Raw genomic sequence first — 24,640 nt, forward strand, 5'->3', positions numbered from 1 at the left:
GGACGTGACTATGTTTTCCACCAGTTTTTCCTGGAACGACCTGTTGTTCCTGCTCAACGGCGCCTGGGTCACGCTGCAACTGACCTGCTGGGCCATCCTGCTCGGCACGTTCGCGGGTCTGATTTTCGGTTTGCTGCGGGCCCTGTTGCCACGGGCCAGTCTGCCGCTGGCGTGGGTACTGGACATATTTCGCAGCGTGCCATTGCTGATCCAGTTCGTGTTGTTCAACTCGCTCAAGAGCATCGTCGGCCTGAATATCAGCGCGTTCAGCGTCGGCTGCATCGTGCTCGGGGTCTACGCTGCCGCGTACTTCACCGAGATCGTGCGCGGCGGCGTGTTGTCGGTATCGCTGACCCTGCGCCGGGCCAGCCGATCGCTGGGCCTGAGTTTCTTCCAGGACCTGCGCTGGATCGTCCTGCCGATGGCCTCACGAGTGGCTTTTCCCGGTTGGCTGAACCTGGTGCTTGGCGTGATGAAAGACACCGCGCTGGTGATGTGGATCGGCATCGTCGAACTGCTGCGCGCCTCGCAAACCATCGTGACCCGCATTCAGGAACCCCTGCTGGTGTTGTGCATCGCGGGCCTTATCTACTACGTCATGAGCCTGGTGGTCGCACGCCTCGGTGCTCGCCTGGAAAGAAGGTGGCAAGAAAATGATTGAGATCGACAACGTACACAAATCCTTCGGCGACCTCGATGTGGTCAAGGGTGTCAGCCTGACGGTGAACAAGGGCGAAGTGGTCTCCATCATCGGCGGCTCCGGCTCGGGAAAATCGACGCTGCTGATGTGCATCAATGGCCTTGAGCCGATCCAGAAAGGCAACATCCGGGTGGATGGCGTCGAGGTGCACCACCGCAGCACCGACCTCAACCGTCTGCGGCAGAAGATCGGGATCGTGTTCCAGCAATGGAACGCCTTCCCGCACCTGACCGTGCTGGAAAACGTGATGCTCGCTCCGCGTAAAGTCCTCGGCAAGAGCAAGGCCGAAGCCGAGGAACTGGCGGTGCAACAACTGACCCACGTCGGCCTGGGCGACAAACTCAAGGTGTTTCCCGGCAAGCTCTCGGGCGGTCAGCAACAGCGCATGGCCATCGCCCGCGCCCTGGCCATGTCGCCGGACTACATGCTGTTCGACGAAGCCACTTCGGCCCTCGATCCACAGTTGGTCGGCGAAGTGCTGGACACCATGCGCATGCTCGCCGAAGACGGCATGACCATGGTGCTGGTGACGCACGAGATCCGCTTTGCCCGGGACGTCTCCGACCGCGTGGCGTTCTTTCGCAACGGCCTGGTGCATGAGATCGGTTCTCCCGACCAGGTCATCGGCAACCCGGTACACGCGGAGACCGCGGCGTTTCTGAAATCAGTGAAGTAACCGATGGCCTCATCGCGGGCTTGCTCGCGAAGGGGCCCGAAAAGACGAAACAAGGAGCAAATCATGCGCTCATCGAAAGTGATTCACATCGTCAGCTGCCACGCCGAAGGTGAAGTCGGCGATGTGATTGTCGGCGGTGTCGCCCCACCGCCCGGCGCCACGGTGTGGGAACAGTCGCGCTGGATCGCCCGGGATGAAACCCTGCGCAACTTCGTGCTCAACGAACCCCGAGGCGGCGTGTTTCGCCACGTCAACCTGCTGGTGCCGGCCAAGGACCCGCGGGCGCAGATGGCCTGGATCATCATGGAACCGGCGGACACGCCGCCGATGTCCGGTTCCAATTCCCTGTGCGTGGCCACCGTATTGCTCGAAACCGGCATCCTGCCCATGACCGAACCGCAAACCCGGTTGGTGCTCGAAGCGCCCGGTGGTCTGATCGAGGCCGTGGCCGATTGCCGTGACGGCAAGGTCGAGCGGGTGGAAGTCAGGAACGTGCCCTCCTTCGCCGATCGCCTCGATGCGTGGATCGAAGTGGAAGGCCTGGGTTCGCTCAAGGTCGACACGGCCTATGGCGGCGACAGTTTCGTGATCGCCGATGCCAAGGGCCTGGGCTTTGCCATCCGCCCCGATGAAGCCGCCGAGCTGGTGGCGGTCGGGCTGAAAATCACCCGTGCAGCCAATGAACAACTCGGCTTTGCCCATCCGTTGAACCCGGAGTGGTCGCACATTTCCTTCTGCCAGATCGCGGCGCCCCTGATCCACGAGAACGGCATCGCCACCGGCGCCAATGCGGTAGTGATTCAACCGGGCAAGATCGATCGTTCGCCAACCGGCACCGGCTGCTCCGCACGCATGGCGGTGTTGCAGGCCAAGGGTTTGATGCAGGTTGGGGATCGCTTCATCGGTCGCTCGATCATCGGCTCCGAATTCCACTGCCGCATCGACTCACTGACCGAGGTGGCTGGCCGCCCCGCCATCTACCCGTGCATTTCCGGGCGGGCGTGGGTCACCGGCACTCACCAACTGCTGCTCGACCCGAGCGATCCATGGCCACAAGGCTACCGACTCTCGGACACCTGGCCCGGCGCCTGAATGCGTCATTGCTGATCATCCAGACCAACGGCCAACAAAAACCCTGAAAAAAACGAAATAGCACTAGCCGACTCTTTTCATTTTAAATATCGTATACGAAATACAATAAACAACCCCGGAGGCAACAATGAGCAAGCGCATTAACTGGAGTGGCGTCTTCCCCGCAGTGACCACTCAATTCAACGACGACTTCACGATCAACCTGGATAAAACCCATCAGGTGATTTCCAACGTCATCCGTGACGGCGTGTCGGGGCTGGTGGTGTGCGGCTCGGTAGGCGAAAACACTTCGTTGACCGCTGCAGAGAAAATCGCCGTCACTGAAGTCGCCGTCGATGCCTCTCGCGGCCGCGTGCCGGTGATCTGCGGCGTGGCCGAGTTCACCAGTGTGGAAGCGGCCAAGGTCGCCAACGCAGTACGCAAGGTCGGTGTCGATGGCGTCATGCTGATGCCGGCGCTGGTCTACGGTTCCAAGCCGTTCGAAACCGCTGAGCATTACCGCTACGTGGCGAAAAATGCCGACGTACCGCTGATGGTCTACAACAACCCGCCGATCTACAAAAACGACGTGACCCCGGACATCCTGATTGCCTTGGCCGACTGCGACAATGTGGTGTGCTTCAAGGATTCCTCCGGCGACACCCGCCGTTTCATCGACATTCGCAATGAAGTGGGTGACCGTTTCGTGTTGTTCGCCGGCCTCGACGACGTGGTGCTGGAAAGCCTCGCCGTGGGCGCTGAAGGCTGGGTGTCGGGCATGTCCAACGTGTTCCCGAAAGAAGGCGAAACCATCTTCCGACTGGCCAAGGCCGGACGTTATGCCGAAGCCATGCCGATCTACGAATGGCTGATGCCGATCCTGCACCTCGACGCCCGTGCCGACCTGGTGCAGTGCATCAAGCTCTGCGAAGCCATCGCCGGTCGCGGCAGTGCGCTGACCCGTCCACCGCGCCTGGCCCTGCCGGAAGCCGATCGGGTCTTCGTCGAGCAGATCATGGCCAAGGCCTTGGCCAACCGTCCGACGTTGCCGGACGTCGGTCTCTGAGTGATTGCCGGGCGGGTCTTTGCGGACCCGGCCCGGCTGCCTGTTTTTGCGCCCCTACAGGAAACGCCAGCATGCCCAACGCTCAACACACGCAAAGCGCAACCACACCCTCGGGACTCAAGCGTGTCGTGGCCGCCGCCATGGCCGGCACCGTCGCCGAATGGTATGAATTCTTTCTTTATGGCACCGCTTCGGCACTGGTCTTCGGCCAGCTGTTCTTCCGCCAGACCGACAGCCCCATCGACGGCATCATCGCTGCCTTCGCCCTGTATGCCGTGGGCTTTCTCGCCCGCCCGCTGGGTGGCCTGGTGTTCGGTCACTATGGCGACAAATACGGCCGCAAACGCCTGCTGCAACTAAGCCTGGTGGTAGTCGGCATCACCACCTTCCTGATGGGTTGCCTGCCCGGCTTCAACCAGATCGGCTATGCCGCACCGGTGTTGCTGGTGCTGCTGCGGCTGATCCAGGGCTTCGCGTTTGGCGGCGAATGGGGCGGCGCGATTCTGCTGGTGTCCGAGCACTGCCCGGACAATCGTCGAGGTTTCTGGGCCAGTTGGCCGCAAGCCGGCGTACCCGCCGGCAACCTGGTGGCGACGGTTGCCCTGCTGTTGCTGTCATCGAATCTGTCGGAGGAGCAATTCCTCGCCTGGGGCTGGCGCGTAGCGTTCTGGTTCTCGGCCATCGTGGTGCTGATCGGCTACTGGATTCGCACCAGCGTCGATGACGCACCGATCTTCAAGGAAGCCCAGGCCCGTCAGGCGCAAACCAAGCAACAGCAACTGGGCGTGGTCGAAGTACTGCGTCACCACTGGCGCTCTGTGCTGGTCGGTATCGGTGCGCGGTTTGCCGAGAACATCCTCTACTACACCGTCGTGACCTTCTCGATCACCTACCTGAAACTGGTGGTGCACAAGGACACTTCCGAGATTCTGCTGCTGATGTTCGGCGCGCACCTGCTGCACTTCTTCATGATTCCGCTGATGGGTTACCTGTCTGACCTGGTCGGGCGCAAACCGGTGTACCTGACCGGCGCGGTGCTCACGGCGTTCTGGGGTTTCATCGGTTTCCCGATGATGGACACCGGCAACAACTGGCTGATCATGGCCGCCATCACCCTGGGCCTGGCGATCGAGTCGATGACCTACGCGCCCTACTCGGCGCTGATGGCCGAAATGTTCCCGACCCACGTGCGCTACACCGCGTTGTCCCTGTGCTACCAGGTGGCGCCCATTTTCGCCGGCTCCCTCGCTCCGCTGATTGCGATCACCTTGCTCAACAAATACCACAGCTCCACACCGATTGCGTTCTACCTGGTCGGTGCGTCGCTGATCTCGATCATCGCGGTCGGCTTGACCCGGGAGACGCGTGGCAAGTCGTTGCATCTGGTGGACAGCGAATCCGCCGCGCGCATCGCAGCCCTGACCGACGCCGAACCGGTGGCCGCACGCCGCAGCGATTCACTGGCCTGACGCCGCAGACCTGCAGGAGCGAAGCTTGCTCGCGAAGACGATGTGTCAGCTGACATCTCTGTTGAATGTATTACCGCCTTCGCGAGCAAGCTTCGCTCCTTCAGATCCAGCTCCCTACATTCCGACAGGAGTTTTTCATGCCCGAGATCATCGGACACAACTACATCGGTGGTGCACGCAGTGCCGTCGGCAAGGTCATCGTGCGTAGCTATGACGCCAGTACCGGTGAGGCGCTGCCCTACGCGTTCATGCAGGCCACCGTCGAAGAAGTCGACGCTGCCGCCCAGGCCGCCGCAACCGCCTACCCGACCTTTCGCACTCTGTCGGCCGTTCGCCGTGCAGAGTTTCTCGAGGCCATTGCCACGCAACTGGACGCGTTGGGCGATGAATTCGTCGCCCTGGTCACCCGCGAGACGGCGTTGCCGAACGGACGCATTCTGGGCGAGCGCATGCGCACCAGCAGTCAGATGCGTCTGTTTGCACAAGTCCTGCGGCGCGGCGATTTTTATGCCGCCCGCATCGACCGTGCCTTGCCCGAGCGCCAACCGCTGCCACGGGTTGATCTGCGCCAATACCGGATCGGCGTCGGTCCGGTCGCGGTGTTCGGTGCGAGCAATTTCCCGTTGGCATTCTCAACTGCCGGTGGCGATACCGCTGCGGCCTTGGCCGCCGGGTGTCCGGTGGTGTTCAAGGCCCACAGCGGGCATATGGCAACCGCTGAGCAAGTAGCCGAGGCGATCATGCGGGCCGCCGAGCAAACCGGCATGCCCAAGGGTGTGTTCAACATGATCTACGGCGCGGGCGTCGGTGAAGCGCTGGTCAAGCATCCGGCCATCCAGGCCGTTGGCTTTACCGGCTCACTCAAGGGTGGGCGTGCGCTGTGTGACATGGCCGCGGCACGACCGCAGCCGATTCCAGTGTTCGCCGAAATGAGCAGCATCAATCCAGTGGTGGTGTTGCCCGAAGCACTGCAGCTGCGGGGCGAGAAAATTGCCAGCGAACTCGCCGCCTCCGTGGTGCTCGGCTGTGGCCAGTTCTGCACCAACCCGGGACTGGTGATCGGTATTCGCTCGCCAGCGTTCAGCGCCTTTACCCAATCGCTGAGCGCCTTGATGGCCGATCAACCGGGGCAGACCATGCTCAACCTCGGCACGCTCGACAGCTACGCCAACGGTGTGCAGGCATTGCACGCACACCCGAAAATCACTCACCTGGCCGGCGGTGATCAACACGGTAAACAGGCGCAGCCGCAACTGTTCAAGGCTGATGTCAGTCTGTTTCTCGAGGGCGACCCGCTGTTGCAAGAAGAAGTGTTCGGCCCGGCGACCGTGTTGGTGGAAGTGGCCGACAACGACGAGCTGCAACGGGCACTTCAGCACCTGCACGGGCAGCTCACGGCCACACTGATTGCCGAAGACGGCGACCTGAAAAACCACCCTGAGCTGTTACCACTGCTGGAGCAAAAAGTCGGCCGGGTGTTGTTCAACGGTTACCCGACCGGCGTCGAAGTCTGCGATGCGATGGTGCATGGCGGCCCCTATCCGGCCACCTCCGATGCGCGCGGCACATCGGTCGGCAGCCTGGCCATCGAGCGCTTCTTGCGCCCGGTGTGTTACCAGAACTGCCCCGATGCGCTCTTGCCCGACCCGCTGAAAAATGCCAACCCGCTGGGCATCGCACGTCTGGTCGATGGCAGCAGTCAACGCGACCCTCTGTAAAAAAACGCCACCGGTTTACCGGTGGCGCCCTCTTTCACTCATCCCAGCAGCGCTTTCAGATCGTTGTACAACGCCTCGGGAATCTGCACCCCCTCCACCAGGCTACGAGCTCGCGCTTCATAGCGCCGTTGCGATGGCAACCGTGCGCCCTGCCCTTGAATACTCTGGAACAAGACCTCGGCACGGGCCAGGTGCTGCTCGGTGGCTTCGCCGAGAAAACGTCGCGGATCAAGGGCGATGATCAACTCGCCATGGTACGGCGACGACTTGCTGCCGGCGTCGTACGCCAGTGACTCGGCACTGGTCAGGTCACCGATCAACGGCCCGGCGATCAATTCCACCATGGCGGCCAGCGCCGAACCTTTGTGCCCACCGAACGTCAGCATCGCGCCCGCATCGAGTACCACGTTGGCATCGGTGCTTGGCTGGCCCTGCGCATCGACGCCCCAGCCCTCAGGAATCGCTTTGCCGGCGCGTCGGTGCAACTCGATATCGCCACGGGCAATCGCGCTGGTGGCGAAGTCAAACACAAACGGGTCCTTGCCCGAGCGTGGCCAGCCGAATGCAATGGGATTGGTGCCGAACACCGGCTGGCTACCGCCCGCTGGCGCAACCCAGGCATGACTGGGATTGCAGGCCAGCGCCACGAGGCCGGCCGCCGTCAGTTGTTCGATCTCGACCCACAGCGCAGAGAAATGCACGCAGCGATTGATTGCCAAGGCCGCGATACCGTTTGCCCGGGTTTTCTGCGCCAACAACGGCAGCCCTGCCTGGAACGCCAATTGTGAAAAACCACCCGCCGCATCCACGCGCACAATCGAAGGCGCCTGGTCAATGACCTGCGGCTCGGCATCGGCTTTCACTTTGCCGGCCCTGAGCGAGTTGACGCAGCCCAGAATCCGATACAAACCGTGGGAGGCGCAGCCATCGCGCTCGCCGGCCATCACCGTGGCGGTCACCGCCTGAGCGTGGGCATGATTAAAACCGTTGTGCAGCAAGATCGATTCGGCCAGCTCGCGAGCTTCGGCCAGGGACAATCGGATCATAATCACCTCCTTGAACAGACCGCCCAGCCTGGCCCACTCCAGCCGTCAAGGCTTGATCGCTTTGGGCCGATGCGATGACGAATTCGGCACATAGTGTCGATGGCAATCCGAAGGTGGGTTGTCCCGATCTCATCGCCCGTCATTCAGCTTAAAATGACAAAAAACTCAAAAAACCCAGGTTAATCTACCCCTAACCCGTTGTTTTACCGTAGCCTCGGTCCCAATCTGAACGCCATTCATGAACTCTGCACACGGCCGTTGACTGTTTTCCCATGCGCAAACTTTTGTACCTGACTTTCTCCATGGCATTGATTGCCGCCCTGACGACCTACGCCATGTGGGCCGCGGACCGTCCGGCGGGTCATTACCTGTCGGACCTGCGTATCGATCTCGCCATCGATCAGGGCACGCCAGCCGATCGCGGCAACCTGCTGGGCATCCAGCCGGAACTGTTCCCCACCGACTATCAAAGCGCCGGGCGCCTGCACCGCAAACTCGCGGCCTATCTGCAGAAGGCCCAGGAACAGGGCTTGTTGAATGAAAAAACCATCGTCGTGCTGCCCGAACATGTCGGCACCTGGTTGATGGTCAGCGGCGAAAAAGACGAGCTGTACCAGGCCACCACCATCAAGGAGGCCATGAACTGGCTGGCGGTGAGCAATCCCTTGCAGTTCGTCCGCGCGCTGATCAGCGCCAAGGGCGACAATCGCCTGGACGATGCGCACCTGCGCATGAAAGCCAAAGGCATGGCCAAGGAGTACCAGGCGCTGTTCGGCGGCCTGGCGAAAGAATTTCACGTGACGCTGGTGGCGGGCTCCATCGTGTTGCCCGAGCCGAGCATCATCGATGGCACCCTGAAAATCGGTCGCGGCGCGCTGTACAACAGCAGCGTGGTGTTCGGTCGTGATGGCGTGCCGATTGGCCAGCCACAGCGCCAGATGCATCCGATTTTCGCCGAGCGCGATGTGATCGAGGCCAATGGCGAACACACGCTCAGCGTCGTCGATACCCCGGCCGGCCGCCTGGGTGTGCTGATCGGCAGTGACAGCTGGTACCCGGACAACTACCGCAAACTCGACGCTGAGGGTGCGCAGCTGGTTGCGGTCCCGGCGTTCGTCAGCGGTCGCGGTACCTGGGACAAGCCATGGCGCGGCTACAAAGGTCTGTCGACGCCCGGCTCCGTCAGTCTCAAGGCCGGCGAGCTCAGCGAAGGTCAGGCCTGGCATCGCCTGACACTGACTGCTCAACCGCCCAGCAGCCAGGCCATTGCCGGCATGAGTGTGTTCCTGCGCGGGCAGTTCTGGGACCAGGGCAGCGCCGGGCAAAGTTTTCTCAGCAGCAACGGGCAGCATTTCGCCGGTGGCAATGTCCGTGGCGCGCGCCTGCTGAACCTCTGGTTGTAAACCATGAAACCGTTGCCGATGCGTCTGGGGGATCTGTCGGTAGGCCTGGTTCATAGCCTCGCAGCTGCGGTGCGCAGCCACGGCCTGGACCCTCAGCCCCTGCTCGATCAATATGGCCTCGATCCGGCTCGCCTGAGCGAAGCCTGTGCCCGACTGTCGATCCCGCGCTACATGCGCCTGGGCCACGGCGCCATTCAACTGACCGGCGATCCGGCGCTGGGTTTGCGCATGGGCCAGCTCAGCCGCCTGAGCCAGGTCGGGCTGGCCGGGGTCACCGCCGCGCAGGCGCCGACGGTACGAGAAGCGGCCCGCTGCCTGATTCGCTTCGAAGCCTTGTACGGCTCCAACTATCGCGGCCAATCGAGCTTTCACGAAGACGCTCAAGGCGCCTGGCTGCGGTTCTATTCCATCAGCCCTTACAACGCCTATAACCGCTTCGTGGTGGATTCGATCATCGCCGGCTGGTTGCAGCAATTGTCCAGCGTCAGCCCGGTTCCCTTGAGTGCCGAGCGCATCGAAATCGAATTCGACGAACCGGGTTACCGAGAGGCGTATGCGGTACTGGGCGATTGCCCGATCCAGTTCGGCGCCGAACAGAACCAGCTGCGCCTGAGCCTGGCCAGCCTCGCCCAACGCAACCCGGTGCACTGCCCCAGTACGTGGCGGCACCTGCTGCAACTGTGTGAACGGGAACTGGAACAGCTGACACGCACCCGCAGCCTGCGTGAACGCATCACTCAGTTACTGGGGCCGTTGCTCAATGGTGGCCGGGAACCCGACCTGGAAGAAGTGGCGGCACGCCTGAAGCTGCCTACCTGGACCTTGCGCCGCAAACTCGCCGAGGAAGGCACGCAGTTCCGTGCAATTCTCAACGACACTCGTCGCGACCTGGCCATGACCTACATTCGCGATACCGAACTGGCGTTCGGTGAAATCGCCTACCTGCTGGGCTTTGCCTCAGCCGAAGCGTTTCAACGCGCTTTCAAACGCTGGAGCGGTCAGACACCCGGCGAGTTTCGCCGCAGTCACCGCCAATCCGCCTGACGCTTACAGCTCGGTAGCGTCTTCAGCCGGTTCCAGCGGGTCCAGTTCAAACGCCTGAAACTCAAGCAGCTCTTCTTGATAATCGTCCATTGTAAATCCCTCACGGCTCATTGAAAAAACGCTTGAATAAATGACCAGCGCCTTGAGCATAAAGTGCCCGCATGAAAGAAAAATGACGCAGGCACGACGCTTCGTCGCTACTAATAAAACGTAGCAGGCGGTCAGGAATTTATCACAGGATTTTTTCGATACAGGTCGTAGGAAAACGGCCTGGTTGATGTGGATCAACCTTGAACGCTGTTCCGGGATCGATGGGCTGCCAGCCGATCCCGGAACGCCAGTCACCGATTACTGGCTGGTGACAGGCATGGCCGGAATCGGCTCGCTCGGTGGCGGCAGATCCGACTGCGGTGGTGGCGTGACGTTTTCCGTCGATGGCGCCGATTCGGCGTTTTCGGCCGGGGCAACCGGTGCGGGTTCAGGTGGCGGTGCAACCGGTTCCGCGGCAGGTGCCGGTGCAGGCTCAGCGGCAGGTGCAGGTGCAGGTGCAGGTGCAGGTGCAGGTGCAGGCTCCGGCGCCAATGCTGCCGGTGCGGCTTTGGTTTCAGGCACGCCCAGGTCGGTTTTCGGTTTCTCGACGATGTGCGCGGCTTTTTTCGCTTCCGGCGGCAGGAACAATTCCACCAGGGTGAAGAAGCGCTCGTAGAACTTCGCCGACGAGACGGTTTCGCTGGCGACCTTGACCATCGAATCGTCGGACGAGCCGATCGGCATCGATACCGAACCCAGCACGCCCACGCCAAGGCTGGCGGAGTTGTTGGTTTTCTTCAGCGCATAGCGATCCTGCAATGCGTTGGCAAACATGGTGGCGTGGTGGCCTTCGCTGCCATCATCGGCACAGACCACACTGAAACTGATTTCCATGTGGGTATCGCCAGTCTGCTGGAAGCTCTTGTGACCACTGATCAGTTTCGGATCGCTGCTGGTAATGATGTAGCCCTGACTGAGCAGCGCGCGACGGGCGGCTTCGCAGGTTTGCGCATCGGTCACCGGATAATTGCGCGAAAACGTTCCGGAGTCGTCGAAGCTCTCGTGCTCATAGATAGGGGCTTTTTTCGACGAGCAACCGGCCGCGACCGCCAGCAGCAACGCCAGCCCGGCAACTCGCACGGGAAATGATTTAAACATTGAACATCCTGAAGAAAACGGTCCGGGGCGTATTGTGCAACAGATCGATGCTTAGCGTCGCACCGATTAGTGTCTTGAAACAGTTACAAGTGTAATGACTGCCATTTACAGGAAAAAGTCGTTCGCTAAAAACCCCAGGCGACGGATAGCGCCTGCCAACTTTTCCCGCGCCCACAAAAAACCCCGGCCTTTCGGCCGGGGTCTTCGTGTTGCGCGGAACACTCAGTCAGACATCAGAAACGCTTGATGTCTGCTTCGGCTTCCAGCTGCTTGCGATAGGCCGCAAAGTCTTGCTGGCCGATGCGCGAGGCGAGGAAGCGACGGTATTGAGCCTTCTCTTCTTCAGTCGGCGCAGCGGCTTCATTGACGCCGTTCAGGCGCACGATCACCAGGCTACCATCGGCCAGGGTCACGCTGCTGAAGGTCGGCTTGTCTTTGGCGGCTGGTTTCGGCATGCGGAACAGCGCTTGCAGCACGGTAGGGTCAATCCCTTCCTGAGCGCGTGTCGCTGCTGCGGTGACTTTCCAGCTCTGGCCATCAATCGCCTTGTCCAGTGGCGTCTTGCCTTCGCGCAGGCTGACGATCAGCTCGTCAGCCTTGGTCTTGGCGGCAGCACTGGCATGCTCCTTGGCCAACTGAGCACGGATGGCGGCAGACACGCTTTCCAGCGGCAATTGCGCAGGCTTCAGGTGCTCCTTGGCGCGCAGCACGATCACTGTTTCCGGATCGAGTTCGATGGCGGTGCTGTTGGCACCCTCATCCAGCACTTCAGGACTGAACGCAGCAGTGAGCACGGCACGGTTGGCTGTAACACCTTCGCCACCTTCACGGCCGAATGGCTTGGAGGTGTGAACGGTCAGTTTCAGGTCCTGCGCCGGCTGGGCCAGATCGGAGGCTTCGAACGACGAGTCTTCCAGTTGCTTGGTCGCCTCGACGAAACGCTGCTCGACCTGCTGGGTTTTCAGCTCGCGGGTCAGCTTGTCTTTCAGGCTGGCGAGGGTCGGAACTTCCGGCGCCTCGACACCCAACAGCTTGATCAGGTGGAAGCCGAAATCAGTGCGCACCGGTGCCGAAACCTGATCCTTGGCCAACGCATACAGCGCTGTTTCGAAGGCTGGATCGTAGACACCAGGACCTGCGTAACCGAGGTCACCGCCGTTGTTCGCCGAACCCGGGTCCTGGGAGAATTCCTTCGCCAGTGCCTCGAACTTCTCGCCTTTGGCCAGACGGGCCTGGACTTCTTCGATTTTGGCCTTGGCTTGCGCCTCGGTCACCTTGTCGTTCACTTCGATCAGAATGTGCGCCGCCCGGCGTTGCTCGGACAGGTTCGCGATTTCTTTCTGATACGCCGCTTGCAGGTCTTCGTCCTTGACGGCGACCTGATCAAAGAAGGAAGACTTCTTCAATTCGAGGTAATCAATGATCACCTGATCCGGCGTCATGAATTCCTTGGCGTGTTCGTCGTAGTAGGCCTTGACCTCATCGTCGGTCAGCTTCACAGCCGCCGGGTCAGCCTTGACGTTCAGGGTAGCGAAATCGCGGGTCTGTTTTTCCAGACGGGCGAAGGCCAGAACCTGTGCGTCGGTGACGAAACCGCTACCTGCCAGACCCGCGCGCAGCTGACCGATCAGCATTTCCTGAGCCAGCATCTGGCGGAATTGCATGCGGCTGTAGCCGAGTTGACGAATGACCTGATCGAAACGCTCGGAGCTGAACTTGCCGTCCACCTGGAATTCAGGGGTTTGCAGGATCACCTGGTCCAAAGCCGCTTCGGAAAAAGCGAATTTCGAGTTTTCTGCGCCTTGCAGCAGCAGCTTGCGATCGATCAGGCCTTTGAGGGCCGAGTCGCGCAGCATTTTTTCGTCGAGCAAGGAAGCATCGAAATCCTTGCCCAGCTGTTGCATGAGCTGACGGCGTTGCATATCGACCGCCTGGCTCAGCTCGTTCTGGCTGATTTCTTCGCCGTTGACCTTGGCCGCATCGTTACGATGGGTAGTGGCCTGAAAAATGGCGTCGAAACCGGTCAAAGCCATCAGTGCAACGATGACCCCGATAATGGTCTTGGCAATCCAGCCTTGTGAATTGTCCCTGATATTCTGCAGCATGCGTCCCCCAGAAACGGTTGAACTTCAAAATTAGGCAACCGTGGAGCGTGGGTAGAATCCGGATAGAAGAAAGGCGCATCCGAGGATGCGCCTTCTCGTAACTGGCGGAGCGGACCAAGGGTTCGAACTTGCGACCCTCGGCGTCTCGGACCGGCGACTTGCCGACTGGACTACCGCTCCGCTGCCAGGTCAGGCATGACCCCGACCCGGATAGGCAAAAACCTGAATCGAACTTAGTTGACAGCTTCTTTCAGTGCTTTACCGGCTTTGAAACCTGGTTTTTTGGCTGCTGCGATTTCCAGTGTCTTACCGGTCTGTGGGTTACGACCAATGCGAGCTGGACGATCAGTCACGGAGAAAGTACCGAAACCAACCAGAACAACAGAGTCGCCAGCCTTGAGAGCGCCAGTGACGGATTCGATTACAGCGTCCAGCGCACGGCCAGCAGCAGCTTTCGGGATATCAGCGGATGCAGCGATAGCATCAATCAGTTCCGACTTGTTCACTCTAAGTCCCCTTATATCTATTTGAGTATGATTCTAAGTTTTTTTGGTGAAAGCAAAAACGAGTGCTGAATGGCCTACAGACACTTAAGAGCCGCTTTATAACAAGGGCTCTAAAAAGCTGTCAACAAGCCCCCCAGGCAAATGCGTACTAATGCGTGCTAATTCTTTCCTTAGAGTCAGACTCGCGTTTTTCATCCTTTGCAACTATCTCCGGAGCTACATCGGGTAAGGGCTCCGGCGCGTATTGCAGCGCAATTTGCAGGACCTCGTCAATCCATTTAACCGGTTTAATCTGCAGATCCTGCTTGATATTGTCCGGAATTTCCTTCAGATCGCGTACGTTCTCTTCAGGAATGATCACAGTCTTGATTCCGCCGCGGTGAGCCGCGAGCAGTTTTTCTTTCAGACCACCAATCGCCAGTACCTGACCACGCAGGGTGATTTCGCCGGTCATGGCGACATCCGCACGCACCGGGATCCCGGTCAATGCCGATACCAGGGCCGTGCACATGCCTACACCGGCGCTAGGACCATCCTTCGGGGTCGCCCCTTCCGGCATGTGGATGTGCGTGTCGCGCTTCTCGTGGAAGTCCAGGGGGATCCCCAGGCTCTTCGCACGGCTGCGGACCACCGTCAGGGCGGCAGTAATGGATTCGACCATCACGTCACCCAGCGAACCGGTCTTGATCAGCTGGCCTTTACCCGGCACGACAGCGGCTTCGATCGTCAGCAGTTCGCCGCCGACCTGAGTCCATGCCAGACCGGTCACCTGGCCAATCTGATCCTGCGATTCAGCCAGGCCGTAGCGGAATTTGCGCACGCCCAGGAAGTGTTCCAGCATGTCGGCAGTGACCTTCACCGAGAAGCGTTTTTCCAGTGCATGCTCTTTGACCGCCTTGCGGCAAACCTTGGCAATCTGGCGCTCCAGCCCACGTACACCGGCTTCGCGGGTGTAGTAGCGGATGATGTCGCGGATCGCTTCAGCGTCGAATTCCAGCTCGCCTTTCTTCAAACCGTTGGCCGTGATCTGCTTCGGCGAAAGGTATTTGACGGCGATGTTGATCTTCTCGTCTTCGGTGTAGCCCGGCAGACGAATCACTTCCATCCGGTCGAGCAGCGCCGGCGGAATGTTCATGGAGTTCGAGGTGCAGAGGAACATCACATCGGACAGGTCGTAGTCGACTTCCAGATAGTGATCGTTGAAGTTGTGGTTCTGCTCCGGATCAAGCACTTCCAGCAACGCCGACGCCGGATCGCCACGCATGTCGCTGCCCATTTTGTCGATTTCATCGAGCAGGAACAACGGGTTGCGGACGCCCACTTTTGTCATCTTTTGAATCAATCTTCCTGGCATCGAACCGATATAAGTCCGGCGATGACCACGGATTTCCGCTTCATCACGCACGCCACCGAGGGCCATGCGTACGAATTTGCGGTTGGTGGCGTGAGCAATCGACTCCGCCAGCGAGGTTTTACCCACACCAGGAGGGCCGACCAGGCACAACACCGGGCCACGAATCTTCTTCACGCGCTTTTGCACGGCGAGGTATTCGAGGATCCGCTCTTTGACTTCTTCCAGACCGTAGTGGTCCGCGTCGAGGATGTCTTCTGCACGTGCCAGGTCCAGGCGCACCTTGCTCTGAGCCTTCCACGGCACCTGAACCAGCCAGTCGATGTACGAACGCACCACGGTCGCTTCCGCGGACATTGGCGACATTTGTTTCAGCTTGTTCAGTTCGCCCTGGGCCTTGGCCAAGGCGTCTTTCGGCAGGCCGGCGGCATCGATACGCTTTTTCAGCTCTTCGATTTCGTTGTGGCCTTCGTCGCTGTCGCCGAGCTCTTTCTGAATGGCCTTCATCTGCTCATTCAGGTAGTACTCGCGCTGGCTGCGCTCCATTTGTTTCTTGACGCGGCCGCGAATGCGTTTTTCGACTTGCAGCAGATCGATCTCGGCATCCAGCAACGCCAGGACGTGCTCGACCCGAGCCGACAAATCGATGATTTCGAGGATTTCCTGCTTCTGCTCGATCTTCAGGGCCATGTGCGCGGCCATGGTGTCGACCAGGCGGCCTGGCTCGTCGATGCTGTTGAGCGACGACAGGACTTCTGCGGGGACTTTCTTGCCCAGCTGCACATACTGTTCGAACTGAGCCAGCAGGCTACGGACAAACACTTCCGACTCGCGCTCAGGCGCGTCGACTTCGTCGATCAATGAGACTTCGGCACGGCAGTGGCCGTCCACTTCGCTGAAGCGCTCCACGGCGCCGCGCTGCTCACCTTCGACCAGAACCTTGACCGTGCCATCCGGCAGCTTGAGCAGTTGAAGAACGGTAGCGATCGTACCTACGCGATAGAGTGCATCTTCACCGGGATCGTCGTCAGCCGGGTTTCTCTGGGCCAGCAGAAGGATCTGCTTGTCGCCCGTCATCGCAGCCTCGAGGGCTTCGATGGATTTCTCGCGCCCCACGAACAGCGGGATAACCATGTGCGGATAAACCACAACATCACGCAATGGCAGGAGAGGCAATTCGATGGTTGTCTTCATGATTTCGCCTCTACGGCGGCCATAAGGCCGTAAACAGATGGAAGTAAGCTTGAAACCAAGATGGGGGCTGCCTTCAAAAAAAACAAGCGCAAAGACAGGGTTAAAACGCGCAAAAAGCAAAGGGGCCCGAAGGCCCCTTCTTTATTCCAGCTGCGTGACGCTTAAGCGTCTGGCGCAGCCTTGGCAGCCGGCTCACTGTTTTCGTAGATATACAGTGGCTTGGACTTGCCTTCTATAACGCTTTCATCGATCACTACTTTACTCACCTCGGACTGCGAGGGGATTTCATACATAGTGTCGAGCAATACACCTTCGAGAATCGAGCGCAGTCCACGGGCACCGGTCTTGCGTTCCAGGGCACGTTTGGCGACCGATTTCAGCGCGTCGGCCCGGAATTCCAGGTCTACGCCTTCCATCTCGAACAGCTTGGCATACTGCTTGGTCAGAGCATTTTTCGGCTCGGTGAGGATCTGCATCAATGCAGCTTCATCGAGCTCGTCCAGCGTGGCAAGGACCGGCAGACGACCGACGAACTCCGGGATCAGACCGAACTTGACCAGATCGTCAGGCTCGACTTCACGCAGGGATTCACCGACTTTCTTGCCTTCTTCCTTGCTGCGCACTTCCGCGCCAAAACCGATGCCGCCCTTGGTGGAACGGTTCTGAATAACCTTTTCCAGACCCGAGAATGCACCGCCGCAGATGAACAGGATGTTACGGGTGTCGACCTGAAGGAATTCCTGCTGCGGATGCTTGCGGCCACCTTGAGGCGGAACGGAAGCGACCGTGCCTTCGATCAACTTGAGCAGGGCCTGCTGCACGCCTTCACCGGAAACGTCCCGGGTGATCGACGGGTTGTCAGACTTGCGCGAGATCTTGTCGATTTCATCGATGTAGACAATGCCCATCTGGGCCTTTTCCACGTCGTAATCGCACTTCTGCAACAGCTTCTGAATGATGTTCTCGACATCTTCACCCACGTAACCCGCCTCGGTGAGGGTGGTTGCGTCGGCGATGGTGAACGGAACGTTCAGCAAGCGAGCCAGTGTTTCGGCAAGCAGGGTTTTACCCGAGCCTGTCGGGCCGATCAGCAAGATGTTGCTTTTGCCGAGTTCGACGTCGTCATTCTTTTTGTCACGCTGGTTCAGGCGCTTGTAGTGGTTGTACACCGCTACGGCCAGAACCTTTTTCGCACGCTCCTGACCAATCACGTACTGATCAAGGATGCCGCTGATTTCTTTAGGCGAAGGCAATTTATGCGCGCTGCTTTCGGCCTGGGCTTCCTGCACCTCCTCTCGGATGATGTCGTTGCACAGGTCGACGCACTCGTCGCAGATAAAGACCGAGGGGCCGGCAATCAATTTGCGCACTTCATGCTGGCTTTTGCCACAGAAGGAGCAATAGAGCAGCTTGCCGTTGTCCTCGCCGTTGCGGGTGTCAGTCATTCGTTCGATCCAAATCCGATAGGCTTGCAACACAAGATGAAGGCTATTGCGGGCTTTTTCAAGCCCGCTGGTGATCGGACCCGCCGACCCGCCTTATTTCGAGCTGCTTATTTTAAGCGGGGCGCTGGGTGATCACTTCATCGATCAACCCGTACTCACGCGCGGCTTCTGCGCTCATGAAGTTATCGCGATTGGTATCGCGCTCGATTTCTTCAAGAGTGCGGCCGCTATGCTTGGCCATCAGCGTGTTGAGACGCTCACGGATGAAGAGGATTTCCTTGGCATGGATTTCGATATCCGACGCCTGCCCCTGGAAACCGCCCAGTGGCTGGTGAATCATCACGCGCGAGTTCGGCAGGCAGTAACGCTTGCCTTGGGCACCGGCGGTCAGCAGGAATGCACCCATGCTGCAGGCCTGACCGATACAGGTGGTCGACACGTTTGGCTTGATGAACTGCATGGTGTCGTAGATCGACATGCCCGCTGTCACCGAACCGCCCGGGGAGTTGATGTAGAGATGGATGTCCTTGTCCGGGTTTTCCGCTTCAAGGAACAGCAGTTGCGCACAGATCAGGTTGGCCATGTAGTCCTCTACCGGACCAACCAGAAAGATCACTCGCTCCTTGAGAAGACGCGAATAAATATCGTAGGCGCGCTCGCCACGAGCGGACTGCTCGACAACCATCGGGACCAGGCCGCCTGCGGCCTGGATATCAGAGTTCTGCTGAATATACGAATTACGGAACATGCTCTGCAGTCACTCCCAAATAGTTATGTCTTGAATACGCATAAGCCAGCACGAAGGCTGGCTTATGGTGTGTACTTCTTACCGCAGAAACGATCAGTCGGCTTGTGGAGCTTCTACCGGCTTGACTGCTTCTTCGTAAGAGACCGATTTGTCGGTCACGCTAGCTTTCTGCAGAACAGTATCCACAACTTGTTCTTCCAGCACAACCGAACGGACTTCGTTCAGTTGCTGGTCGTTCTTGTAGTACCAGGACACAACCTGCTCAGGCTCTTGGTAGGCCGAAGCCATTTCCTGAATCATTTCACGAACGCGGGCTTCGTCAGGCTTGAGGTCGAATTGCTTGACCACTTCAGCCACGATCAGACCCAGCACAACGCGACGCTTGGCTTGTTCTTCGAACAGCTCGGCCGGCAGTTGGTCAGGCTTGATGTTGCCGCCGAACTGCTGAACAGCCTGCACGCGCAGACGGTCAACTTCGTTGGACAGCAGAGCCTTTGGCACTTCGATCGGGTTGGTGGCCAGCAGACCGTCCATTACCTGATTCTTGACCTTGGATTTGATCGCCTGACGCAGTTCACGCTCCATGTTCTTGCGAACTTCGGCGCGGAAACCTTCCAGACCGGTTTCCTTGATGCCGAATTGAGCGAAGAACTCTTCGTTCAGCTCTGGCAGTTTCGGCTCGGAAACAGTGTTCACGGTCACGGTGAACTCAGCAGTCTTGCCTGCCAGGTCAAGGTTCTGATAGTCCTCTGGGAAGGTCAGGTTCAGAACGCGCTCTTCGCCGGCTTTAGCGCCAACCAGGCCGTCTTCGAAACCAGGAATCATGCGGCCGGAACCCAGAACCAGCTGAGTACCTTTGGCGGAACCGCCAGCGAACACTTCACCGTCGACCTTGCCGACGAAATCGATGTTCAGCTGGTCATCGTTCTGGGCAGCGCGATCGGCCACTTCAAAACGGGTGTTCTGCTTGCGCAGCACGTCCAGCATTTTGTCCAGGTCAGCGTCAGCCACGTCAGCGCTCAGGCGCTCAACGGTGATGCCTTCGAAACCGGCAACGGTGAACTCAGGGAACACTTCGAAAATCGCGACGTATTCCAGGTCTTTGCCAGCTTCCAGGGATTTCGGCTCGATCGAAGGAGCGCCAGCCGGGTTCAGCTTTTGCTCGACTACTGCTTCGTAGAAAGAGGACTGGATAACGTCGCCGACAGCTTCCTGACGCGCATCAGCACCAAAACGGCGCTTGATTTCGCTCATCGGCACTTTGCCTGGACGGAAACCAGCGATCTTGGCCTTTTGGGCGGTCTGCTGCAGACGCTTGTTGACCTGAGTCTCGATGCGCTCAGCCGGCACGGTGATGCTCATGCGGCGCTCAAGAGCAGAAGTATTTTCAACAGAAACTTGCATGGATATTCCTCGTTGCACAGACGTTGGCCGGCCGTTTCCGACCCCAGAATCAAGGGCATGCATTCTAGTAGGTCAAACTCAAGAAGTCACCCTACTGAAAACGGGTAAAAACGTAGCAGGCAATTTAGAGGGGCGAACGCATGAATGCATCTCGCCCCAGTGGCAAATACAACCCATCACGCCAAGGCTCTGCGCCAACCCTTCTATATATAGAAGCGGTTGCCGATCATCTCCCTGACAACCAACTTTGCAAGCAAAGCCGGCGGGCAGCGCAGCATCATCGAGAAACATAAATACGACGAAACGCCCTGCCCCTGCGGCCCGGAACTGCAGCCGCCGATACTCAAACCACTAAAACAAAAAAGGCGCCAGACTGTTAAATCTGGCGCCTTTCGGAATATGGGGTGGACGATGGGGATCGAACCCACGACAACGGGAGTCACAATCCCGTGCTCTACCAACTGAGCTACGCCCACCATATTGCGTAACAAAGAAACCAAAACAACTTCTTTGTCGAGCCCCACCCAGCCAGAGGCTTGAATGACGCTTTATTTGGTGCGGATGAAGAGACTCGAACTCTTACGCCTCGCGGCGCTGGAACCTAAATCCAGTGTGTCTACCAATTCCACCACATCCGCGTGTAGCCGTTAAAGCAAAGGCGCCAGACTGTTAATCTGGCGCCTTTCGAAATATGGGGTGGACGATGGGGATCGAACCCACGACAACGGGAGTCACAATCCCGTGCTCTACCAACTGAGCTACGCCCACCATATCGCGCTACTTGTGCCAAAGCTGCCTAATGGCGCACCCGGCAGGACTCGAACCTGCGACCATCCGCTTAGAAGGCGGATGCTCTATCCAGCTGAGCTACGGGCGCCTTATTAATCTGTACCCTTGAAGGACTACAAACTAAATGCTTTTCAGCTTTGCGGAACCGTAATTCCACTCAGCCTTCTTAACCAGTGCTAGGCTGTGCCCGACAAGTGCGACGAATAGTATAGAGCGCCCCGGGGGGCGTCAAATCCTTTTTATAAAAAATTCATTTAATTAAAGGGGTTAGGGGAATTTGCAGACCAAGCGCCTTTGCCCTCACCTCATGACATGCGAGAATGCGTTCTCTTTTTTTCCCCTCTCGATGGTTAATCACGCGCAATGACTGCACAACTAATCGACGGCAAATCGATCGCCGCCAGCCTGCGCCAGCAGATCGCCAAACGCGTCACCGAGCGTCGCCAGCAAGGCCTGCGCACACCCGGTCTCGCGGTGATCCTGGTCGGCAGCGATCCTGCCTCTCAGGTTTATGTCTCGCACAAGCGTAAAGACTGTGAAGAGGTCGGCTTCATTTCCCAAGCCTACGACCTGCCTTCCGAAACCACCCAGGAAGCGCTGACCGATCTGATCGATCGCCTGAACGACGACCCGGCAATCGACGGCGTTCTGCTTCAGCTGCCTTTACCTGAACACCTGGATGCTTCCAGCTTGCTGGAACGCATCCGTCCGGACAAAGACGTCGACGGTTTCCATCCTTATAACGTCGGCCGCCTCGCCCAGCGTATTCCGCTGCTGCGCCCGTGCACCCCAAAAGGGATCATGACGCTGCTGGAAAGCACCGGCGCCGATCTTTACGGGATGGACGCTGTGGTTGTCGGCGCGTCCAACATTGTTGGCCGTCCGATGGCGATGGAATTGCTGCTGGCCGGTTGCACCGTGACCGTCGCCCACCGTTTCACCAAGGATCTGGCAGGCCATGTCGGTCGCGCCGACCTGGTGGTGGTCGCCGCCGGCAAGCCGGGCCTGGTCAAGGGTGAGTGGATCAAGGAAGGCGCCATCGTGATCGACGTCGGTATCAACCGTCAGGAAGACGGCAAACTGGTCGGCGACGTCATCTACGAAACCGCCCTGCCCCGCGCTGGCTGGATCACGCCGGTACCAGGTGGCGTGGGCCCGATGACCCGCGCCTGCCTGCTGGAAAACACGCTGTACGCGGCGGAAACACTGCACAGCTGAGTTCACGCTGGAGCATCGGCGACGAACAAAAGAACCCCGCCAATGGCGGGGTTCTTTTTGCCCGGAGAATTAACGCTACCACTCGCCGGAAACCTGCTGTTTTGTAGGGGTTTTCGAGGACTTTCACCTGTTGATTGAACAACCATCGACAGTTCTTCAGCCATACTCCTAAAATGCGTCGGTTTTCAAGAAACAGCCCGTTACAAAACGGCAAATCCACACCTTATGAGTCTGCCAGCGTGAAAATCCGTCTTTCCATCCTGAGCCTATTTTTTGCATTTACAGGGACGTTCATCACGCCAACGGTCAATGCCGCCGATACCACCGCGGCACCTCGAGACACGAAACAACTCAAGCTGGCTTCCGGCAGCTCTTTGCTGCTGGATATGCAGACCAATAAAGTCATCTATGCCAGCAACCCTGATGTGGTTGTCCCTATCGCTTCCGTCAGCAAATTGATGACCGGTCTTGTCGTGGTCGAAGCCAGGCAGAATATGGACGAGTACATCAATATCAACATCAGCGACACGCCAGAAATGAAAGGCGTGTTTTCCCGGGTGAAACTCAAAAGCGAATTGCCTCGCAGGGAAATGCTGCTGATCGCCCTGATGTCCTCGGAAAACCGTGCGGCCGCGAGCCTGGCCCACCACTATCCGGGCGGCTATGTCGCATTCATTGCCGCGATGAACGCCAAGGCCAAAGCGTTGGGCATGACCAGCACCCACTTCGTCGAACCGACCGGCCTCTCCCCTCGCAACGTCTCTACCGCCCGCGACCTGAGCAAATTGCTGATCGCCGCGCACAAGTACCCGATCTTGACCGAGCTGAGCACCACCAAGGAAAAAACCGTCTCGTTCCGCAAGCCCAACTACAGCCTGGGTTTCCGCAACACTGACCATTTGGTCGGCAAGCCTAACTGGGACATCAAGCTGACGAAAACCGGCTTCACCAACGAGGCCGGCCATTGTCTGGTGCTGGTGACCAGCATGGGCAATCGACAGGTGGCGCTGGTGATTCTCGACGCCTTCGGCAAATACACGCACTTCGCTGATGCCAGTCGCATTCGCAACTGGGTCGAGACCGGCAAGGGCGCCGACGTTCCGTCCGTTGCCCTGCAATACAAATCGGATAAAAACCTCAAGCACCGTCAAAGCGGTGTGGTTGAAGCCTCGAAGTAAGGATGCAGACAGCAAAAGCCCCGATCAGTCGGGGCTTTTTTTCGTCCGGTATCAATCATTCGGCAGCGGCATCTGGTCGTCATCTGGAATGCCATCGCCGGCACTCGGATCCCGCTTGCCCAGCGGATGTTCGGTCGGCACCACCACAGGCCTGGCCAAAGGGTCGCGCATCGGGCTGTCCGGATCCATCACCGGATCAATGTCGTCTTCGGGAGTAGTGGGAACACTGTCCGGACGTTTGTCGTTGAAACTCGAATCGGTAGACATACACACCTCGCACTGAACGTCAGGGTTTCAGGTTTGCCAGCGGGTCGTAAGGTTTCGCGGGGGCCTTGGTATTCTCGCCAGGCTTTACATCCTTGGGCGCCTTGGCAGGTCCGATGGGGTCGACCTGCGGATCGGCGAGGTCCGGCGAATCGGGGTCAAAACCCAACTCGTCGCCCGATGAATGCTCAGACGAGTGCGGGCCGGTGGGTGCTGTGGGATTGGTCATGAATGCCTCCTTGGAACTGACCCGGAAAAAATCCGGGCCCTTATTCCTCAGAGGCTGATCGCGCGCGGCAGTGCGATACAGATGACGAACGGAAACTATTGGGCGCCCAGTGCCTGCTTTGCACGGGCCGCCGCTTGTTCCTGACCGGCCTGAGCCAGGTCACTCGCCGCTTTCAACCAGAGTTGCTGATCGACATTGGCCGGAATCTGGTTCGGCTTCTGGATCAGCACTGCCCAACCGCCAGCGTCCTTGAACGCCGACTCGAACGAACCGAAGCTCATCAATTCCCGACGATTCATCCCGGCGCGCAGCAGCACGGTCTGCTTCTGACGGTTGTAGCCGGCGAGAATCGCGTAACGCGGTTCAGCCCAGAATGCCGAGCCTTCGGTGAAGCGCACCATCACTGGATAACCGGCCGCGACCTGGGTCAGCAGCGCGGGCAGGTTACTATCCAGGGGATAAACCACCATGCCGTACTCGCGGGCGAGGTTCTGCATGTTCTGCTGCAACTGCGCTTCGGCGCCCGGTACGTGCAGGGGTTTTTCGAGCAGACCCGGCGTAATCACAATGCCCTGCTGCGACAGCATGCTCGCCAGGACCTGCGGCCCGCTCTGATAGCTCTGCCCGCGGTAGAACGTGCCGCTGAGTTCTACCCGTTCCGGCAGCCGCTTGACCTCCGGCGCAACGCTTCCCGCGCAGCCGGCCAGACCCGCAACGCAACCGGCAATCAGTGCTGCCATTCGAATTCGCGACATTACCCGCACCCTCATCACTCCGTTGTTCAGACGCCGTCATTGTGCTCCCGGCCTGGCCGTCGATCATAGGACG

21 protein-coding genes, 4 tRNA genes and 1 pseudogene are annotated in these 24,640 nt (G+C 59.0%); 10 read left to right on the forward strand and 16 right to left on the reverse strand.

What is annotated here, in order from left to right; all coding sequences use genetic code 11:
* Positions 1–10 precede the first annotated feature (10 nt).
* The 6 genes from J2Y86_RS08280 to J2Y86_RS08305 all read left to right on the forward strand — a co-directional run bounded on the left by J2Y86_RS08280 (position 11) and on the right by J2Y86_RS08305 (position 6,700).
* A complete protein-coding gene (locus J2Y86_RS08280; protein WP_253429532.1) occupies positions 11–661 on the forward strand; it encodes an amino acid ABC transporter permease in 651 nt (216 codons plus the stop codon).
* Positions 654–1,376 (forward strand): amino acid ABC transporter ATP-binding protein, encoded by a 723-nt coding sequence (locus J2Y86_RS08285; protein WP_253429534.1) that lies wholly within the window; start codon positions 654–656, stop codon positions 1,374–1,376. The genes J2Y86_RS08280 and J2Y86_RS08285 overlap by 8 nt, the downstream gene beginning before the upstream one ends.
* Positions 1,377–1,439: 63 nt before the next feature.
* Positions 1,440–2,468 (forward strand): trans-3-hydroxy-L-proline dehydratase, encoded by a 1,029-nt coding sequence (locus J2Y86_RS08290; protein ID WP_253429536.1) that lies wholly within the window; start codon positions 1,440–1,442, stop codon positions 2,466–2,468.
* 127 nt (positions 2,469–2,595) lie between these two features.
* Entirely contained in the window at positions 2,596–3,513 is a 918-nt protein-coding gene (locus J2Y86_RS08295; protein ID WP_253429538.1) for a dihydrodipicolinate synthase family protein, read from the forward strand.
* Positions 3,514–3,584: 71 nt separating this feature from the next.
* Positions 3,585–4,982, forward strand: coding sequence for a fosfomycin efflux MFS transporter AbaF (gene abaF, locus J2Y86_RS08300; protein WP_253429541.1), 1,398 nt, complete (start codon positions 3,585–3,587; stop codon positions 4,980–4,982).
* Positions 4,983–5,119: 137 nt separating this feature from the next.
* Positions 5,120–6,700, forward strand: coding sequence for an aldehyde dehydrogenase (NADP(+)) (locus J2Y86_RS08305; protein ID WP_253429544.1), 1,581 nt, complete (start codon positions 5,120–5,122; stop codon positions 6,698–6,700).
* Between the two features lie 38 nt (positions 6,701–6,738).
* On the opposite strand, the gene J2Y86_RS08310 is transcribed toward J2Y86_RS08305, so the two are convergent.
* Positions 6,739–7,746: an Ldh family oxidoreductase gene (locus J2Y86_RS08310; protein ID WP_253429547.1), complete on the reverse strand. Its 1,008-nt coding sequence runs from the start codon at positions 7,744–7,746 to the stop codon at positions 6,739–6,741.
* Between the two features lie 272 nt (positions 7,747–8,018).
* Here J2Y86_RS08310 and J2Y86_RS08315 point away from each other — a divergent pair, with 272 nt between their 5' ends.
* Complete coding sequence (locus J2Y86_RS08315; protein ID WP_253429550.1) at positions 8,019–9,149, forward strand: carbon-nitrogen hydrolase family protein; 1,131 nt, start codon at positions 8,019–8,021, stop codon at positions 9,147–9,149.
* Positions 9,150–9,152: 3 nt separating this feature from the next.
* Complete coding sequence (locus J2Y86_RS08320) at positions 9,153–10,193, forward strand: AraC family transcriptional regulator (RefSeq protein WP_253429553.1); 1,041 nt, start codon at positions 9,153–9,155, stop codon at positions 10,191–10,193.
* A gap of 3 nt (positions 10,194–10,196) precedes the next feature.
* Here J2Y86_RS08320 and J2Y86_RS08325 read toward each other — a convergent pair whose 3' ends face one another.
* The 12 genes from J2Y86_RS08325 to J2Y86_RS08380 form a co-directional block, all read right to left on the reverse strand.
* Positions 10,197–10,538, reverse strand: a complete 342-nt coding sequence (locus tag J2Y86_RS08325; RefSeq protein ID WP_253429556.1) for a hypothetical protein — start codon at positions 10,536–10,538, stop codon at positions 10,197–10,199.
* A gap of 3 nt (positions 10,539–10,541) precedes the next feature.
* Complete coding sequence (locus J2Y86_RS08330) at positions 10,542–11,381, reverse strand: DUF2242 domain-containing protein (RefSeq protein WP_253429559.1); 840 nt, start codon at positions 11,379–11,381, stop codon at positions 10,542–10,544.
* 233 nt (positions 11,382–11,614) lie between these two features.
* Entirely contained in the window at positions 11,615–13,486 is a 1,872-nt protein-coding gene (locus tag J2Y86_RS08335; RefSeq protein WP_253429562.1) for a SurA N-terminal domain-containing protein, read from the reverse strand.
* A gap of 233 nt (positions 13,487–13,719) precedes the next feature.
* A complete protein-coding gene (locus J2Y86_RS08340; protein WP_002552737.1) occupies positions 13,720–13,992 on the reverse strand; it encodes an HU family DNA-binding protein in 273 nt (90 codons plus the stop codon).
* Positions 13,993–14,140: 148 nt separating this feature from the next.
* Complete coding sequence (gene lon, locus J2Y86_RS08345) at positions 14,141–16,537, reverse strand: endopeptidase La (protein ID WP_052909694.1); 2,397 nt, start codon at positions 16,535–16,537, stop codon at positions 14,141–14,143.
* Between the two features lie 161 nt (positions 16,538–16,698).
* Positions 16,699–17,982: an ATP-dependent Clp protease ATP-binding subunit ClpX gene (gene clpX / locus J2Y86_RS08350; RefSeq protein ID WP_145318649.1), complete on the reverse strand. Its 1,284-nt coding sequence runs from the start codon at positions 17,980–17,982 to the stop codon at positions 16,699–16,701.
* A 112-nt stretch (positions 17,983–18,094) separates the two neighbouring features.
* Positions 18,095–18,730: an ATP-dependent Clp endopeptidase proteolytic subunit ClpP gene (clpP, locus tag J2Y86_RS08355; RefSeq protein WP_253429567.1), complete on the reverse strand. Its 636-nt coding sequence runs from the start codon at positions 18,728–18,730 to the stop codon at positions 18,095–18,097.
* A gap of 93 nt (positions 18,731–18,823) precedes the next feature.
* The gene (tig, locus tag J2Y86_RS08360) at positions 18,824–20,134 is read right to left on the reverse strand and encodes a trigger factor (RefSeq protein ID WP_214377369.1); all 1,311 of its coding nucleotides are present in this window, start codon (positions 20,132–20,134) and stop codon (positions 18,824–18,826) included.
* Between the two features lie 400 nt (positions 20,135–20,534).
* A tRNA-His gene (locus J2Y86_RS08365) sits at positions 20,535–20,610 on the reverse strand.
* A 77-nt stretch (positions 20,611–20,687) separates the two neighbouring features.
* Positions 20,688–20,772 (reverse strand) — tRNA-Leu (locus tag J2Y86_RS08370).
* A gap of 54 nt (positions 20,773–20,826) precedes the next feature.
* A tRNA-His gene (locus J2Y86_RS08375) sits at positions 20,827–20,902 on the reverse strand.
* Positions 20,903–20,934: 32 nt separating this feature from the next.
* Positions 20,935–21,011 (reverse strand) — tRNA-Arg (locus J2Y86_RS08380).
* Between the two features lie 275 nt (positions 21,012–21,286).
* On the opposite strand from J2Y86_RS08380, the gene folD reads away from it, so the two are divergent.
* Both folD and pbpG read left to right on the forward strand, forming a co-directional pair.
* Positions 21,287–22,141 carry a bifunctional methylenetetrahydrofolate dehydrogenase/methenyltetrahydrofolate cyclohydrolase FolD gene (gene folD, locus J2Y86_RS08385; protein ID WP_253429570.1) on the forward strand — a complete coding sequence of 285 codons (855 nt, stop codon included), beginning with the start codon at positions 21,287–21,289 and terminating at the stop codon, positions 22,139–22,141.
* Positions 22,142–22,380: 239 nt separating this feature from the next.
* Positions 22,381–23,319 carry a D-alanyl-D-alanine endopeptidase gene (pbpG, locus tag J2Y86_RS08390; RefSeq protein ID WP_253429573.1) on the forward strand — a complete coding sequence of 313 codons (939 nt, stop codon included), beginning with the start codon at positions 22,381–22,383 and terminating at the stop codon, positions 23,317–23,319.
* 51 nt (positions 23,320–23,370) lie between these two features.
* On the opposite strand, the gene J2Y86_RS08395 is transcribed toward pbpG, so the two are convergent.
* From J2Y86_RS08395 to J2Y86_RS08405, 3 genes and pseudogenes are all read right to left on the reverse strand, one after another.
* A complete protein-coding gene (locus tag J2Y86_RS08395) occupies positions 23,371–23,586 on the reverse strand; it encodes a hypothetical protein (RefSeq protein WP_253429577.1) in 216 nt (71 codons plus the stop codon).
* Positions 23,587–23,605: 19 nt separating this feature from the next.
* Positions 23,606–23,812 carry a DUF6021 family protein gene (locus tag J2Y86_RS08400; RefSeq protein ID WP_253429580.1) on the reverse strand — a complete coding sequence of 69 codons (207 nt, stop codon included), beginning with the start codon at positions 23,810–23,812 and terminating at the stop codon, positions 23,606–23,608.
* Between the two features lie 95 nt (positions 23,813–23,907).
* Positions 23,908–24,634, reverse strand: a pseudogene (locus J2Y86_RS08405) (peptidase C39 family protein).
* Positions 24,635–24,640: the final 6 nt, after the last annotated feature.

Origin of the sequence: Pseudomonas migulae (assembly GCF_024169315.1) — a bacterium.
Lineage (GTDB): Bacteria > Pseudomonadota > Gammaproteobacteria > Pseudomonadales > Pseudomonadaceae > Aquipseudomonas > Aquipseudomonas migulae_B.

What these genes read in the sequence shown, in the direction of transcription:
- folD (WP_253429570.1), top strand. Translation starts at nt 21,287, where the DNA reads ATGACTGCACAACTAATCGACGGCAAATCGATCGCCGCCAGCCTGCGC.
- J2Y86_RS08305 (WP_253429544.1), top strand. Translation starts at nt 5,120, where the DNA reads ATGCCCGAGATCATCGGACACAACTACATCGGTGGTGCACGCAGTGCC.
- clpX (WP_145318649.1), bottom strand. Translation starts at nt 17,982, where the DNA reads ATGACTGACACCCGCAACGGCGAGGACAACGGCAAGCTGCTCTATTGC.
- J2Y86_RS08285 (WP_253429534.1), top strand. Translation starts at nt 654, where the DNA reads ATGATTGAGATCGACAACGTACACAAATCCTTCGGCGACCTCGATGTG.
- J2Y86_RS08315 (WP_253429550.1), top strand. Translation starts at nt 8,019, where the DNA reads ATGCGCAAACTTTTGTACCTGACTTTCTCCATGGCATTGATTGCCGCC.
- J2Y86_RS08290 (WP_253429536.1), top strand. Translation starts at nt 1,440, where the DNA reads ATGCGCTCATCGAAAGTGATTCACATCGTCAGCTGCCACGCCGAAGGT.
- tig (WP_214377369.1), bottom strand. Translation starts at nt 20,134, where the DNA reads ATGCAAGTTTCTGTTGAAAATACTTCTGCTCTTGAGCGCCGCATGAGC.
- abaF (WP_253429541.1), top strand. Translation starts at nt 3,585, where the DNA reads ATGCCCAACGCTCAACACACGCAAAGCGCAACCACACCCTCGGGACTC.
- lon (WP_052909694.1), bottom strand. Translation starts at nt 16,537, where the DNA reads ATGAAGACAACCATCGAATTGCCTCTCCTGCCATTGCGTGATGTTGTG.
- J2Y86_RS08320 (WP_253429553.1), top strand. Translation starts at nt 9,153, where the DNA reads ATGAAACCGTTGCCGATGCGTCTGGGGGATCTGTCGGTAGGCCTGGTT.
- clpP (WP_253429567.1), bottom strand. Translation starts at nt 18,730, where the DNA reads ATGTTCCGTAATTCGTATATTCAGCAGAACTCTGATATCCAGGCCGCA.
- J2Y86_RS08295 (WP_253429538.1), top strand. Translation starts at nt 2,596, where the DNA reads ATGAGCAAGCGCATTAACTGGAGTGGCGTCTTCCCCGCAGTGACCACT.
- J2Y86_RS08400 (WP_253429580.1), bottom strand. Translation starts at nt 23,812, where the DNA reads ATGACCAATCCCACAGCACCCACCGGCCCGCACTCGTCTGAGCATTCA.
- J2Y86_RS08335 (WP_253429562.1), bottom strand. Translation starts at nt 13,486, where the DNA reads ATGCTGCAGAATATCAGGGACAATTCACAAGGCTGGATTGCCAAGACC.
- J2Y86_RS08330 (WP_253429559.1), bottom strand. Translation starts at nt 11,381, where the DNA reads ATGTTTAAATCATTTCCCGTGCGAGTTGCCGGGCTGGCGTTGCTGCTG.
- J2Y86_RS08395 (WP_253429577.1), bottom strand. Translation starts at nt 23,586, where the DNA reads ATGTCTACCGATTCGAGTTTCAACGACAAACGTCCGGACAGTGTTCCC.
- J2Y86_RS08280 (WP_253429532.1), top strand. Translation starts at nt 11, where the DNA reads ATGTTTTCCACCAGTTTTTCCTGGAACGACCTGTTGTTCCTGCTCAAC.
- J2Y86_RS08310 (WP_253429547.1), bottom strand. Translation starts at nt 7,746, where the DNA reads ATGATCCGATTGTCCCTGGCCGAAGCTCGCGAGCTGGCCGAATCGATC.